The sequence below is a fragment of the Vallitalea longa genome (genome assembly GCF_027923465.1).
Classification (GTDB): Bacteria; Bacillota; Clostridia; order Lachnospirales; family Vallitaleaceae; genus Vallitalea; species Vallitalea longa.
The window spans coordinates 276,600-292,829 of record NZ_BRLB01000001.1 but is presented as its reverse complement, the minus strand read 5'-3'; the positions used below and the strand labels follow the sequence as shown (position 1 = coordinate 292,829).

14 protein-coding genes and 1 other annotated feature are annotated in these 16,230 nt (G+C 32.5%); all 14 genes read left to right on the top strand.

Annotation, left to right across the window (positions count from 1 at the left end):
• Positions 1-61 precede the first annotated feature (61 nt).
• The 14 genes from QMG30_RS01155 to QMG30_RS01090 all read left to right on the top strand — a co-directional run bounded on the left by QMG30_RS01155 (position 62) and on the right by QMG30_RS01090 (position 16,036).
• Positions 62-1,012, top strand: a complete 951-nt coding sequence (locus QMG30_RS01155) for a 2-hydroxyacid dehydrogenase (RefSeq protein ID WP_281811376.1) — start codon at positions 62-64, stop codon at positions 1,010-1,012.
• A gap of 264 nt (positions 1,013-1,276) precedes the next feature.
• Positions 1,277-1,828 carry a flavodoxin family protein gene (locus QMG30_RS01150; RefSeq protein WP_281811374.1) on the top strand — a complete coding sequence of 184 codons (552 nt, stop codon included), beginning with the start codon at positions 1,277-1,279 and terminating at the stop codon, positions 1,826-1,828.
• Between the two features lie 267 nt (positions 1,829-2,095).
• Positions 2,096-2,545 (top strand): MarR family winged helix-turn-helix transcriptional regulator, encoded by a 450-nt coding sequence (locus tag QMG30_RS01145; protein WP_281811372.1) that lies wholly within the window; start codon positions 2,096-2,098, stop codon positions 2,543-2,545.
• 24 nt (positions 2,546-2,569) lie between these two features.
• On the top strand, positions 2,570-3,757 hold the full coding sequence (locus tag QMG30_RS01140; protein WP_281811370.1) for a 4Fe-4S dicluster domain-containing protein: 1,188 nt from the start codon (positions 2,570-2,572) through the stop codon (positions 3,755-3,757).
• A gap of 346 nt (positions 3,758-4,103) precedes the next feature.
• A complete protein-coding gene (locus QMG30_RS01135) occupies positions 4,104-5,048 on the top strand; it encodes a DUF4236 domain-containing protein (RefSeq protein ID WP_281811368.1) in 945 nt (314 codons plus the stop codon).
• 122 nt (positions 5,049-5,170) lie between these two features.
• Positions 5,171-5,406, top strand: a binding site (T-box leader).
• A 160-nt stretch (positions 5,407-5,566) separates the two neighbouring features.
• Positions 5,567-6,904, top strand: coding sequence for a sodium-dependent transporter (locus QMG30_RS01130; protein ID WP_281811366.1), 1,338 nt, complete (start codon positions 5,567-5,569; stop codon positions 6,902-6,904).
• A 147-nt stretch (positions 6,905-7,051) separates the two neighbouring features.
• The gene (locus QMG30_RS01125) at positions 7,052-7,603 is read left to right on the top strand and encodes a DUF6144 family protein (protein WP_281811364.1); all 552 of its coding nucleotides are present in this window, start codon (positions 7,052-7,054) and stop codon (positions 7,601-7,603) included.
• 495 nt (positions 7,604-8,098) lie between these two features.
• Positions 8,099-9,154 carry a C4-dicarboxylate TRAP transporter substrate-binding protein gene (locus QMG30_RS01120; protein WP_281811362.1) on the top strand — a complete coding sequence of 352 codons (1,056 nt, stop codon included), beginning with the start codon at positions 8,099-8,101 and terminating at the stop codon, positions 9,152-9,154.
• 49 nt (positions 9,155-9,203) lie between these two features.
• The gene (locus QMG30_RS01115) at positions 9,204-9,704 is read left to right on the top strand and encodes a TRAP transporter small permease (RefSeq protein WP_281811360.1); all 501 of its coding nucleotides are present in this window, start codon (positions 9,204-9,206) and stop codon (positions 9,702-9,704) included.
• Positions 9,705-9,706: 2 nt separating this feature from the next.
• Positions 9,707-10,996: a TRAP transporter large permease gene (locus QMG30_RS01110; protein WP_281811358.1), complete on the top strand. Its 1,290-nt coding sequence runs from the start codon at positions 9,707-9,709 to the stop codon at positions 10,994-10,996.
• 221 nt (positions 10,997-11,217) lie between these two features.
• Entirely contained in the window at positions 11,218-12,231 is a 1,014-nt protein-coding gene (locus QMG30_RS01105) for a zinc-binding alcohol dehydrogenase family protein (RefSeq protein WP_281813370.1), read from the top strand.
• 27 nt (positions 12,232-12,258) lie between these two features.
• Positions 12,259-13,686, top strand: a complete 1,428-nt coding sequence (locus QMG30_RS01100; RefSeq protein WP_281811356.1) for a tagaturonate reductase — start codon at positions 12,259-12,261, stop codon at positions 13,684-13,686.
• On the top strand, positions 13,686-15,173 hold the full coding sequence (locus tag QMG30_RS01095; protein WP_281811354.1) for a UxaA family hydrolase: 1,488 nt from the start codon (positions 13,686-13,688) through the stop codon (positions 15,171-15,173). The genes QMG30_RS01100 and QMG30_RS01095 overlap by 1 nt, the downstream gene beginning before the upstream one ends.
• 218 nt (positions 15,174-15,391) lie before the next feature.
• A complete protein-coding gene (locus QMG30_RS01090) occupies positions 15,392-16,036 on the top strand; it encodes a GntR family transcriptional regulator (RefSeq protein ID WP_281811352.1) in 645 nt (214 codons plus the stop codon).
• Positions 16,037-16,230: the final 194 nt, after the last annotated feature.

The following is a 16,230-nucleotide window of genomic DNA, read 5'->3' as shown; positions in this document are numbered from 1 at the left end:
TGTTGGTATTAGCAAAGTATTATAACTTATATTAAAAAGATATGAAAGTGAGGATAAAAAAGTGAAAATAGTATTAATTGAACCATTGGGAGTTGTACAGGAAAAATTGGAAGGTCTATCAAAATTCATTGAAGATGGAGGACATGAGTTTATTCAGTACCATGATAGAAGGGAAGAGACAGAAGTTCTAATTGAAAGGGCTAGAGATGCAGATGTTGTTATATTGACCAACTTGCCTTTTCGTGAATCAGTTCTAAGGGAGTGTAAGAATCTAAAAATGATCTCTGTAGCTTTTACGGGTGTAGATCATGTGGATATGGATTATTGTAAGAATAATAACATTCTGGTGTCTAATTGTGCAGGATATTCTACGGATGCTGTTGCAGAATTAGCTTATGGCTTAATGTTGGGATTATATCGACGCATAGTCACCTGTGACAAAGTTACTAGAGTAGCTGGAACCAAAGCGGGATTAATTGGATTTGAACTGGCAGGAAAAAAATTAGGTATTATAGGTACTGGAGCCATTGGGGAAAAGGTTATTGAAATAGGTATGGCTTTTGGTTGTGATGTTTTGGCTTATAGCAGAACGGAAAAAGAGCATTTGAAAGAAAAAGGCGTTAGGTACATGTCATTGGAAGAAGTAATGAGCAAGAGTGATATAGTATCTTTACATTTACCTCTTAATGAAAATACAAAAGGAATGATTAGTAAGAAGCATTTTGATATGATGAAACCAGATGCTATTTTCATCAATACAGCGAGAGGACCAATTATTGATAATACTGCATTAGCTAAGGCATTAAAGGAAGAGAAAATTGCTGGAGCAGGAATTGACGTATTTGAAGTTGAGCCACCAATTCCTAGTAATTACCCTTTATTTGACACACCTAATACCATAGTCACTCCACATGTTGCTTTTGCTACAAAGGAAGCATTGGTAAAGAGAGCGATAATCTGTTTTGATAATATCGAATCTTGGATGAAGGGGCAACCACAAAATATAATGTAAGGAGATGTTACATGGACTCATCATTAGATAAAATTAGAAATGGTATTGAGATATTAAATGATTCCAATAGCACTAAGGAATAATAATTAGATAGACAACTTTATTAAAGTTGGGTCATAATATTTTATTATATTTTCAATTAAGTATCTGAGGATACATTTTACACAATTAAATAGTGATATAATACACTTCAACGTATAATTCATTAATATAGGTTTATAGGTTCCATATGAACCTATATATATCAAGAAGGAGTATGATAATATGAAGGTGTTAAATTTATTTTTCTCAGTTACAGGAAATACTAAAAAGATAGCCTTACAAATTGATAAAACAGTTAAAGATGAAGGTCATGAGATTGATACCATTGAAGTGACTAAAAATATAGACAAAGATACTATAGATTTTTTAAAGTATGATTTTGTATTTATCGGCACAGGTGTCTACATATGGTTACCACCTCAAGATATGATTGATTTATGGAAGGAAATGCAAAAGAAATATGTAAAAAGTGGAGACATCAAGCCTTATGCACCAAGGAGAGTCAATAAAAAAGCTGTGACATATTGCACATTCGCTGGTCCTCACACTGGTAAAAATGAAGCTACTTCTGTACCCGAATTTCTTGGGCAATTACTTGACCATCTGGGATATGAAGTTATCACCGAATGGTTTTTTGAAGGACAGTTCAACAGTGAGAACAGCTTCTATACTAAGTTCAACAAAATGGGACGCATGGGAGATATTACAGGAAGACCAAATGAAGATGATCTCAAGAGAGTCGATAGTATGGTTAAGGGAATATTACATGTGTAGTTATTATACATTAAATTTATAATTTACAAGAAATCATTATATTTTATATAATAAAATATTAAACATTACTATCTATAAAATATAGAAATCCATATAGCACTTTTACAATTAATTATAAACATAGTACTTTTATTCAATAAGAGGTGCTATGTTTTTTTGCTGTCTTAATTTAAATTCTTGACATTAATGACAGTGTTAATTATAATTAAAGCTAACAGTGTTAATTATTAATAATGTTAGAGAATGTGGACAGGAGCTGATTATATTATGGATTACAAAAAATATGCTGAGAAGTTGGTAGAGTATCAGTTTAAGTTATCTAGAGTACCTAAACACATAAACAACATCAATACAGATCAAATACGTGGTGAAAAAAGTGTAATAGGTTATTTGATTGAAGTTGAAGATGGTGTTACCCCAAGTAAGTTGGCACAATTCATTGGTGTATCAACAGCTAGGGTGGCAAATATATTGAACAAACTTGAGGATAAAGGTTGTATTATCCGTAAAATGGATACTAAAGACCGTCGTAGAATTATTGTTTATATTACGGAAAAAGGCAGAAAGACAGGGCTTAGAGCCAAGGAATATGCTGTAGAACATATTTCTAAGGTATTAGCTGAATTGGGAGAACATGACGCGAAAGAACATATAAGAATCATGAAAAGAATATATCATATAACATTAGAACATGAGCAAGTATCAGAAAATGATTAATGGTCAATTAAGGATGGTGATTGAATGGTTGCATTTGATGAAAGAGAAACAATATTCTCTAGAGTAGGATTAATAGAAGGAACAAAAGAATATGAAGATTTCTATAAAGAATTTCCTCAATATGAAGAAGTTGATACTCATCTAAGAAGTGAAATGAACAAGAACATGGGAATGGGAAGTAATGATGAAAAAAACAAGAAAAAAATGAAAAGAATGAGGACACTAATGAAATTGGCATCAAAATTCGGTATCAATACTATGAGTATGGAAAATGGTGATTTTGGTGATAAAAAGACTATTCCCATAGAAATAGCAACTTCAAAAATAAATAATCCTCTATTCAGAGATTCGGCTAAAGCAAATAAAGCTGCTATAAAAAAGAAGGTAGCTAAAGAAAAAGTCGAATTAGAACCAGCAATCGCAAGTATATTATTAAAAGACGTAGCAATTCAATATGGTGCAGACGTTGTTGGAATAGCCCAAATAGGCAAAAATTCTTCTTATTCACAACGTGGGAATATGATGGGAATTCCTAATGGCGACGATTCTGAAATAAGAGATGACTATAAGTATGCCATCGTATTGGGAAGTGCCATGAATCTGAATTTGTTGAATAACTCTCCAAAGTTTCATGGGATGATTGCTTCTACACAAACATATGCAAAATCAACAATGGTAAGCGCACAATTAACATCATATCTGAAATCATTAGGTTATCATGCTTTACCTGACAACTATTTGAAGTATTATTCTCCAATCACCCAGTTATCTCTGGAAGCTGGTATCGGTGAACTGGGAAGAAGCAATATGGTAGTCAACCCAAAATACGGCAATAGAATGAAACTTGCTGCTGTATGGACAAATATGCCTTTAATTGAAGATGGTCCAATGGGTTTTGGTTTGCAAGAGTTTTGCGGACGTTGTGGTATCTGTGCAGATAATTGTCCAAGTAAGGCTATTTGCAGAACTGATGCTACAATTACGGAGGAAGGTACATATTGGAAACATGATGAAGCAAAATGCATGGGAATGTGGATGAAAGTAAAAAATGACTGTGGAGTATGTATGAGTGCTTGTCCTTTTTCACAAGGTGTTAATCAGGATTTAGTAAATGAAATGAAAGGTAATCCAGATGTGATGGATGAAATCTTGAGACAGCATAGAGAAAAATATGGGAAAAGGAATTATTATAAAACTTATCCTGTGAAATAAATTTGTTTAATATTATCTTATATTATCTTATGCAGTATTATGAATACAAAGATATAATGTATGAATATAGTTTGTCAGATATTACTTTCTAAGAATTTATAAACTTATAAAATGTAAAAAAAGCTTTCTATAGTTAGATATAGGAGGCTATTTTTGATTCAACTAAACTATAAATAATTTCAAAATATTATAATTAATAGATTTTTATAACATATAATAATATTTTGTTGAAAATTGTAGAAAACAAGTATAAAATTATAAATGGATTTATTTATAATAAATGTAATAATTATATATTAATTATGTTTATTGCATTAAATAATTAATAATCAAAGGAGAGAGCTTTATGTTATCTAAACATAGAAAAAATATAGATTTAGGGGGTGGTTTTCATATTAATATGAGCAAGTCAGGTGTTGGATATAGTTGGGCAATTTCAGGGGTTTCATATAATGAAGAAAATAGGAATAAACTAAAAAAAAATTATAGATACAATACCAATATTTTAGCTGGTGAGATTGTTGATATAAATAGTGCTAATATTAAACAATTCAATGATAAGGAATATCAAGAATTAATAGATAAAATAAGTAGAATTCTAAGATTAAATAGATTAAGTAATTTTTTATTGCTTTTTATTGTTTTAATTATACAACCAGTATTTATTATAGCACCTTTGATTGGGATTCTAATTAAAATTCTTATCCATATATATGGGAAAATACAACTTGATTACAATATGGATGAATATACAACTAAAAAGTACTCTAAACAATCGGAAGCATGGTTATTACTCAATAAAAATAAAAAGATATGGCAAATTATTAAATATGTTAAAGTTATAAATGAAAAATATAATGCAGGTGCTTTAAGGAATATTAAGAGAATACCTATTACTATATCAAAGAAAACTCCATTTTATTTAATTGCCAATATTGATACTTTACAAATAAAATTAAAGAAAGAGAAACTGATATTTCTGCCAGATAAAATTATAATAATACGTGGTACTAAAGTCGGAGCTATAAATTATAAAGATATACAAGTAAATGTTTTATCAGCTAAATTTATAGAATCTAGATCAGTTCCTAAAGATTCTCAAATAGTAGGTAAAACATGGCAATATGTAAATAAAAATGGAACGCGAGACAGAAGATTCAAATACAATCGTCAATTACCAGTATGTTTATATGGACGTATATATTTAAAATCTACTAATGGGCTAAATGTTGAAATGGAATGTTCTAATTATGAAATAGCTAAAATGTTTAATCATAATTTAAAATTCTAATTTTACTCTAGTAATTAAAATGATATTACAGATGAAAGTCATCGCACAAACCATAAAATAACACACAACAGTAACGTAACACTTGATTTATCTTTAATAGTGTGATATTGTAAAGTAAATGATTTAATGCGTCGAAGGAAAGAAGTAAAACAGATAAAGTTTTATAGAGAGCATCCGGTTGGTGAAAGGATGTAAACTTACTGTCTTGAATACATTCCGGAGCAGCTGCCTGAAAATATTTTAGTAGGGTAAGACGGGTACGCCCGATATAGCGTTAGTGTGTGTTGGCACACAAAGAGGAGTATTTTCTTATAAATACTTAAACCAGAGGTGGTACCACGGAAATTTCGTCCTCTGTCCCTTTTTTTGTTGGGGACAGAGGACTTTTATTTTGCCAAATAGGAGACAGTTATACTTTCCTATTACGGAAGAAACCTAAGTTTGTATTTATTAACATTTTGAAAATTATTATGTATAAAATAAAAATTATAAAAAAAATTGATCTAGGAGGCGCATTAATGGATATTGAAAATAAACAAAAATCTAGAGGATTTCGCAGTCGTTGGGGATTTATTCTGGCATCTGTGGGTTCTGCTGTAGGAATGGCAAACGTATGGGGATTTCCAAATAAATTGGGGAGCAATGGTGGCGGTGCATTTTTGCTGATATATCTGTTATTTATTTTTATTTTCAGCTATGTAGGCTTACCAGCGGAGTTTGCTATTGGACGTCGTTCCAAAACAGGTACTTTGGGTTCTTATGAAAACGCTCTTAACACACGAAGTAAAAAAGCTGGAAAAATAGGTGGATTTCTCGGTTGGTTACCTTTAGCAGGATCAATGTGCATTGCTATCGGTTATGCAGTTATTGTATCATACATATTTAAGGCTTTGGTTAATTCTTTAACAGGTAATTTAATGACTGTAAATACTGATAAGTGGTTTGAATCCTTTTCACTTACGCCTCATTCTGTGATACCATACCATGTTATTATAGTAATAGTTACATTATGTACTCTATTTTTAGGCGTAAAGAGTATTGAAAAGACAAATAAAATTATGATGCCTTTATTCTTTATAATATTTATTATTTTGGCAGTACGTGTTGCAATGCTTCCAAATGTAATGGAAGGTTACTTGTTTATGCTTATTCCTCGATGGGAAGTACTCAAAGATCCAATGGTGTGGATTTGGGCCATGGGGCAAGCATTATTTTCACTGTCCATTACTGGAAGTGGTATGATTGTTTATGGTGCTTATCTAGGAGAAGATGAAAATGTAATTACTGTGGCTCGTAAGACTGCAATATTTGATACTATTGCAGCACTTATCGCAGCTTTGGTTATTATTCCTGCATGTTTCTCTTATAATCTTGATGTTGGTGCAGGTCCAGGATTACTTTTTGTTACATTGCCAACTATTTTACAAGATATCCCTATGGGTCGTATTTTTGCGATAATTTTATATGTTGCTATGATTTTCGCAGGTATCAGCTCTTTACAAAACATGTTTGAAGCTGTTGGTGAATCTTTGTTAAATAAATTTCCAAAACTCAACCGTAAAGGAGTTCTTGTGATTTTATGTTTGATATGTTTGGGATTTGGAGTGAATATGGAAGCTATATTCCAGTGGGGACCATGGATGGACTTCGTATCAATTTATATAATCCCTATAGGTGCAACATTAGGTGCTGTTTGTTGGTTCTGGGTTATGAAAAAAGAAGACTTATTCTTTGAAATCAATAAGGGTAGTACTAAGAAGCAAGGAAGTACATGGTATTTTATTGGCCGTTATATTTATGTTCCTTTTGTCATTCTCCTTTGTTGTGTGGCGCTATTTATGAAAGTAGCTTTCTAAATTATAATAATAATATTGAGAAGTGGTTTGTATCAATAAGGTCAGTTTGATTGACAAACAATTTAGAACAGTATATATTGTTCCATATAGATGATATATGCTGTTTTTCACGTGGTTCAATAAAAATTAAGCAGGAGGTATTAAAATATGCCAATGCATGAGGAAGTAAAGAAGCTTATAAAAAACATAACAAAATACAGTAACTTAGATGTTGCACATGAAATAGCTTTAGGAAAGGACCTGCCACTGAATCCTACAATCAATGAAAAAAATGCATGGGTTGATTATATTACTTCTGAACTTGAAAAACGATTTGATGATAAAATGATAAAAGACATTAGGATGGGTTGTTATTGTGGCGAAAACGGTAAGTTGAAAGAATCCAAAGTATTCATTAAGAGAATTTATGATGATTCTAAAACCATGACTGAGTTTGTTGACAAAATGAATGAGTATGAAGCAGGATGGTACATAGAAGATGGGTATCTACATACGAAATATTTTTCATGTCCATGTCCAATGCTTGAAGATATTGAAATTCTGCCAACGAAGACTTGGTGCTATTGTACAGTGGGTTATAACAAGGAGATATTCCAATACGTCTTTGGTTGTGAAGTTGATATAGAATTATTAGAAAGTATTAAGATGGGTGATAGTCAATGCCTAATGAAAATTATTCCACTTTCTAGAACAAAATAGAAATTAATCGTTAGAAATAAAATAATATATAAGCTCTAGAATATTTGAAGCACTTGGATATTATATCTAGACGATATCACTTGAATATATGGAGGAAAAAGAGAATGATAAGACATAATATACTTCTTATATCCTAGAAAAAAGCAATCTGGCAATTTAGCCTAGATTGTTTTTTTTATATACATTTTTACCTGAAAATTTGATAATGGAGTTGATAAAGCATTAATTACTATGTGCATTATAGATAAAAAATACTATCTAATAAAATTATTAAGGATAATATTGACAAAAAGATCCAATTGGTATATACTAATGTTCAACTGATATACATAGTGTATTTAACTAATGCACATAGATAATTTTACATTCTCATAGTAAGTATAATTAAAGTATTCTATTATTTATTTTGATTTCATCGTATGGGGACTACTTAGTTTTTTGATGTGTTATCACATTAAAATAGAAAAATAAAATAAAAGGAGAAAATGAGATACTATGAAAAAATTTAAGTTGTTTTTGGTAGTAACATTAGTATTATCAATGCTAACTGCATGTGGTTCAAGTAACAAAGGAACAGAAACAAGTAACGAAGGTGATACAAGTAAACAATCTACCCAAAATGCATCTGTTACAATTCAAATCGGTTACGCAAATAATCCAGGAGAACCTCTTGACCTTGCTGTAAACCAATGGAAGAAACTAATTGAAGAAAGAAGTAATGGAAATATGAAAGTAGAGATATTCCCATCAAGTCAATTAGGAGCGAAGAATGAGCTAATCGACCAGATGCTTGCTGGAGATTCAGTCATAACTCTTGCAGATGGAGCTTTCTACTCAGATAGAGGAGTAAAAGATTTCGGTATTGTTTTTGCACCATATTTATTTGATACATGGGACCAATGCTGGAAGCTTATTGAAAGCGACTGGTATAAGGAACAATCCCAAAAACTTGAAGATCAAGGTCTGAAATTACTTACTTCCAATTGGGTTTACGGTGCACGTCATACAATGACAACTAAACCTGTAAGAACAGTAGATGACCTTAAGGGAATGAAAATACGTGTTCCTGATAATACAATTCAGATAAAAGGTTTTGAAGTATTAGGTGCATCACCTACACCTATGGCTCTAGGAGAAGTATATACTTCATTGCAACAAGGAACAATTGATGGACTCGAAAACCCACTATCCGTTTTATATAATGGTAAATTCTATGAAGTCGCTAAGTACTTGACACTAGATGGACATGTACAGAACTTCACCACTTGGGTTGCTGGTTTAGACTTCTTTAATTCATTATCCCAAGAGCAGCAGAAGATTTTGGTTGAAACTGGTAATGAAGCTGGATTATATAATAATGGAATTCAAGAACAAGTGACAGAAGATACATTAAAGAAACTAAAAGACGAAGGTGTAGAAATAATAGAGGTGGACTTATCAGAGTTCCAAGAAAAAGCCGAAGCATTCTATTCATTGCCTGAAATCACATCCCAATGGTCAGAAGGTTTACATGACAAAATCAAAGAAGCAATCAGTGATACTAGTAATTAAACTAGAAGGTATTACAACCTCTAGGTCATAAGCTTGAAGGAGGATAAAAATGCAGTCTAACAATAAGATCAAAAGATGTCTAATGAATTTGGATATCATAATTGCAGCAATAGCATTGATTGTACTAGTATCCACTACTTTTTTTGGAGTATTGATGAGATATTTTTTCAACAATCCCTTTGTTTGGCTACAGGAAGTGCAGTTATGGTGCTTTACTTGGGTTGTTTTCTTTGGAGTAGGGGCTGCCTTTCGTACTGGCAGTCATGTAGCCATAGAATTCATTGTGGATCATATGAGACCTACAATGAGGAAAATAACTGAGGTGTTCGGATACATTGTATCTATATGTGTCATCATATATTTTTTTATCCATGGAACAGATTTCATAAAACAACTGATCAATACGAATAGAACAACCAATATATTAGATATACCATACCCATTGATATATATGGCATTCCCTATATGCTGTATATTGATGATTATAAATTACAGTCTAACAATGAAAAAAGTACTATTCAACAAAGCAGACATAAAAGGTGGTGAATAAAAATGGACATAAGTATTATAGGTATAGCTACAATAGTCATGTTGATATTATTATTCTTGAAAGTACCGGTTTTCATATCGGTTTTATCTGGTTCCGTTATATATTTTGCTTTTACTCCTAATGTTCCTACCCAGATAATAGCTCAACGTGTCATATCAGGAGTCGAGAGTATACCGTTGCTTGCTGTACCATTCTTCATATGTGCAGGTGTATTCATGAATTACTCTGGTGTAACCAAGAGAGTTATGAACTTCGCTGAGGTTATTACAGGTCATATGTCTGGAGGTCTTGCACAGGTAAATGTTCTCTTATCTACCTTAATGGGTGGATTATCAGGTTCCAACTTAGCAGATGCTGCTATGCAAGCAAAAATGTTAGTACCTGAGATGGAAAAGAAAGGTTTTTCAAAAGAGTTCTCATCAGTTGTAACAGCATCTTCAGCCATGATTACTCCTCTTATTCCACCGGGTATTGCAATGATTATTTATGGCTCCATTGCCAATGTTTCTATTGGAAAGTTATTCATAGCCGGTATAGGACCAGGGATATTGTTATGTGTTTCAATGATGATACTGGTATCTATGATTTCCAAGAAAAGAGGATATAAGCCTAGTAGAGAAAAATTCGTAAAAAGAAAAGAGTTCAATGTTGCTCTTAGAGATGCACTCTTGCCACTTTTTCTACCTGTAATAATTATTGGAGGTATCCGTCTAGGTATATTCACTCCAACTGAGGCAGGTTCCGTTGCGATAGTTTATGCGTTGCTTCTTGGTTTGCTCTATCGTGAAATAAAACACAAACAGATTATAAAAGGTATCAAAGAAACAATTACAACTACAGCATCAATAATGATTATCGTAGGTGCTGCATCTGCATTTGCATGGGTCCTTACAAAAGAACGTATCCCTCAGCAGATGACGGAACTTATGATAAATATGATATCCAATAAATATGTATTCTTAATGATAGTGAATGTATTCTTGATTATAGTAGGTATGTTTATAGAAGGAAATGCTTCTATGATAGTCCTTGTACCACTATTAGCGCCAGTAGCAAGGGCATATGGAATTGATGACGTACAATTTGCCATGATATTTATCTTCAACAGTGCTATTGGATGTCTTTCTCCCCCTATGGGAACGCTCATGTTCGTAACATGTGGTATTACCAATTGTAAAATCAAGGATTTCATAAAAGAAGCCATACCATTTTACATACTTCTACTTATATGCTTGTTATTATTGACATTCGTACCAATTTTCTCAACTGGTATTGTGAATCTTATTTATTAGGACCAGTCAATAAATATGTAGAAGAACCATTTAGGAATTATTAGAGAGTTATTGATAAATATAATGAAATAGATATAGAATAGCCATCATTAACTATATGACTCTATTTTTATAATTATATAAAAAGAATTACTGAAAACAACATCAAAATAAAGTGCAATTAATAAACGTCATTGTCAATTATACAACTAGTTCAGGAAGGGGAAACAACAATGAATAAAATGAAAGTAGTAGAAATAAAAGAACCAGGGAAAATAGAAATCGTAGAAAAACCTATACCAAAACCACAAAAAGGAGAAGCACTTCTTAGAATCAAATATTGTGGTATATGTGGTTCAGATATTGCCACATTCACTGGAAATCAGCCTTTTGCAAGCTATCCAAGAATACCGGGTCATGAATTTTCAGCAGAAATAGTAGAGATAGAAGAGAATGATTTTGGTTTTGAACCTGGTATGATAGTAACAGCCAATCCTTATTTCAATTGTGGAAAATGTTACTCTTGTGAAAGAGGAAAAGTCAATTGTTGTGAATCAAATGAAACAATGGGTGTCCAAAGAGATGGCTCATTCGCAGAATACATAACAATGCCAATAGAAAGATTATATGATGGAAAGGGACTATCACCAAAAACATTGGCATTGATAGAACCATTCTCAATTGGATATCATGCAATCAATAGAGGAGATATCAAAGAAGGAGATAATGTCCTTATAATAGGTTCAGGTGCAATCGGAATATTTGCCATGCTTTCTGCAAAGATGAGAGGCGCAAAAGTTTATATCACAGATGTATTAGGTGGTAGACTTGAAAAAGCTAAGAAGCTAGGAGCTGATGGTGTAATCAACTCTAAGGAAGAAGACCTTGTAAAGAGAGTTAAGGAAATATCTGGCGGCAAGGGTATGGACGTATGTGTTGAAGCAGTAGGAAGATCAGAAACATTCTTGAGTTGTATTGATAACGCTGCTTTCGGAGCTAAGATCATATTAATAGGTAATGGAAAGACTGAAACAAGATTCAACCACTCCATTTTATTGAAGAAAGAATTGAATGTATATGGTTCCAGAAACAGTCTCAATGATTTTCCTGACCTTATTGAATCTGTATCACAAGGAAAAGTGGAAATTGATGATATCATCACTGATGAGTTCGACTTGGAGAAAGTAACTGATGCCTTTGATATACTTATCAATAATGATGGTTCCAAATTAAAAGTTGTAGTTAAATTCAATTAAATATTATTTCAGGAAGGATAATTATAAATGCTAAGAAGACAAGCTAGATATACAGAAAGAATCATTCAATTCGGTGAAGGTAACTTCTTGAGAGCTTTTGCCGACTGGATGATTGACAAAATGAATAAAGAAGCCGATTTCGATAGTAGCGTAGTAGTAGTACAACCTATAGAAAGAGGACTCGTTGATAAATTAAATGAACAAGATGGTTTATATACAGTATATTTGAATGGTATTAAGGACGGTCAACCGGTGAGTGAGCATAGAGTCGTAGAATCTATAAGCCGAGGAATCAATCCTTATACAGAACACCATAAATATCTTGAAGTATCAGAGAATCCAGAGTTAAGATTCGTACTATCAAATACCACTGAAGCAGGAATTGCTTTTAACGAAAATGACAAGTTGGATGATAAACCACAAAGTAGTTATCCAGGTAAGTTAACAGCTTTTCTATATAATCGCTATGTTAAATTCAATGGAGATGATAAAAAGGGACTTATCATAATACCATGTGAACTTATAAACAGGAATGGAGAAAAACTAAAAGAGATAATTCTAAGATATGCCAAGATATGGAATCTGGATGAAGGATTCATAAGATGGATTAATGAAGCTAATACATTCTGCAATAGTCTAGTGGATAGAATTGTACCTGGCTATCCAAAAGACAAGATAGATGAAATAACCAAAGAGTTGGGTTATGAAGATAAGATGGTAGTAGAAGGAGAACAATTTCATCTATGGGTAATTGAAGGACCTGAATGGATTAAAAAGGAGTTCCCATCTGAAAAATGCGGACTTAACGTAATCTTCACAGATGATTTACAGCCTTACAGAACCAGAAAAGTTAGGATATTGAATGGCGCTCATACGTGTATGGTACCAGTATCTTTACTATATGGTTTAGAGACTGTAAAGGAAACTGTTGAAGACGAAGTGATGGGTAGATTCGTGGAAGAAGCAATCTACAATGAGATAATACCAACAATCAACATGCCAAAAGACGAATTAGAGTATTTTGGAAAAGCCGTATTAGAACGGTTCAAGAATCCATATATCAAACACTTTTTGATGAGTATATCACTTAATTCCAATTCTAAATATGAAACAAGAGTATTACCATCTTTGTTGAAATATATAGAATTGAATAACAAGCTTCCACAGAAATTAGTGTTATCTTTAGCTGCCATGATCAGACTTTTCAAAGGAGAAATCAATGGTAAAGAGATTAAGCTCATGGATAATCCTGAGATACTGGACATGTATAATGAACTTTGGAAAAATTGTAAAGATGAAGATGGATTAAAAGATATTGTGACAAGGGTACTAAGTGAAGAGAAAATCTGGAAAATGAATTTGAATGATATAGAAGGATTAACAGAACAAGTGACTTATTATCTATCAAGAATCGAAAAGATAGGCATGGATAAAGTTCTAGACGAGGTGATCTGATGAAGCCTTTTATCAAAATCAATAATAGAGACAACCTATTGGTTGCATTGGAGGATTTGAAAAAGGATACTGTCCTGATTGTAGAAAATAAAGAAATCAGACTAAAGGAAGATATCAATAAAGGGCATAAAATCGCCTTAAGAGATATTGATGAATCCGAAAACGTAATCAAATATGGATATCCTATCGGACACGCTATAAAAGATATTGGTATAGGTGAATGGGTACATACTCATAATATAAAAACCAATCTGTCTGGCATAGAAGAATATCAATATAATAAGAAAATCCAACCTATTGACCATGAAGACAAAAAACTCACTTTCAAAGGATATGTAAGAGAAGATGGCAAGGTGGGAATAAGGAATGAATTATGGATAGTTCCTCTTGTGGGCTGTGTCAATAGTGTGGGTGAACTTATTATCAGAAAGTTCAAAGAAGAAGTAAATCCAGAGGGAATAGATGCGATAGAGGTATTTCATCATAATTATGGATGTTCCCAACTGGGAGACGATCATGAAAACACGAAAAAGATTCTCGGTGACATAGTGAAACATCCTAATGCTGGAGGGGTTCTGGTACTTGGATTAGGTTGTGAAAATAATGGTATGGAAGCTTTTGTCGACAGCTTAGGGGATTACAATAAAAAAAGGGTAAGATTCTTAGTTGCTCAAGAAGCAGAAAATGAAGTAGAAGAAGGAACTGTTCTTCTTAAGGAATTATATGCACATATGAAAAATGATTATAGACAAGAAGTATCCATAGCCAATCTTAAGATCGGATTGAAATGTGGTGGTTCTGATGGACTCTCAGGGATTACAGCTAATCCATTAGTGGGCAAGTTCTCCGATTACTTGATTTCACAGGGTGGAGTAACAGTTTTGACCGAAGTTCCAGAAATGTTTGGTGCTGAGACTATATTAATGAATAGATGTATAGACGAAGAGGTTTTCCATAAAACAGTTAATCTTATCAATAATTTCAAACAGTATTTCATGGATTACAAACAGCCTGTATACGAAAACCCTTCTCCCGGAAATAAAGCTGGAGGTATTACAACCCTAGAAGACAAATCTCTAGGATGTACACAAAAAGGAGGTAATGCTCCTGTTGTAGATGTTCTGGATTATGGAGAGACAATAAAAGAAAAAGGCTTGAATCTATTGAGTGCTCCAGGCAATGATTTAGTCGCTTCAACAGCTTTGGGAGCTGCTGGTTGTCATATGGTCTTGTTTACAACAGGAAGGGGAACTCCATTTGGCAGCCTTGTACCTACGATGAAGATATCTTCTAATTCTAAACTGTATGATAGAAAATCCAATTGGATAGATTTCAATTCAGGAGTGTTAATAGAAGATACATATATGGAAACTGTAGTAGAACAGTTTGTCGAGTATGTATTAGAAGTAGCCAGTGGGACTTTACTGGATAATGAAAAAAATGGTTGCAGAGAAATTTCTATTTTCAAGACAGGAGTTACCCTATAGGGGTATGGATCGTGATAAGATAAGGAATGTTAACTTTTTGGGGTGGTATCTTCCTTATTCTATGGGGGTAAGCTGAACCTATAACTCTTTATTTGCCTGCATTAAATTAAAGGTGTGAAAGCTTTGTTAATAATATATATAGTAAAAATTATATTATATCCTTAGGTGAAATGTGGTAAAATATAAATTAAATATATTAGAAGAGGTGCAATGATATTATGAATAATAAAAGTTTACCCCTTAAGCAAAAAACATACGAATATATTAAAAATAAGATATTAACTTGTGAACTCAAACCAGGATCAGATATATCAGAGGAAAAACTAGCTATGGAGTTAGGCATCAGTAGAACTCCAGTGAGAGAGGCAATTATGAGACTTGGGCAAGAGAATCTTGTCAATATCTATCCAAGAAAAGGTAGTTTTGTTTCTGAAATAACTCTAAAAGACATTCAAGAAGTCTTACAGATCAGAGAAATAGTAGAGACACAAGTAGCGGTATTGGTCTGTAAGTCAATAGACAAAGAGAAATTACTGTATTTCAGACAAGAATTCGAAAAGTTCGATACAGAAGAGAGATATAATTCTTATGAAGATTTTTTTGAACTAGACATAGCATTCCATAAGTTCATTGTAAGCAGCAACGGAAATCAGAATTTGGTAGAAATTATGGATAAAGTGTATGACAAGGATTATAGGATTAGAGTTCTCACAACTAATATGTTCAAAACAGAAAGATTAAGAAACAGAGAAGAACACTTGAATATTATTGATGCTTTTCTGGAAGAAGATGTTGAAAAGGTTGAAGAGTATTTGAGTGAACATATTCAAAAGGCGAAATACAGGGCGTTAAAACTTATTTAGTTATAGAAGATTGGTTTGCATATTTGCACTCCAATTTTTTTTTGAACTATAGTATTTTGATGTTATTTTAGAAGATTTTTGTGTAAGACTTTAGTTTGGTTTTTACTAGGTCTTAGAATTTGATATAGTACCATAGCAGATTGAACATATTGATTTTTGTTCCAATATATCTATAATTGTTAGGCTTCAAAAGG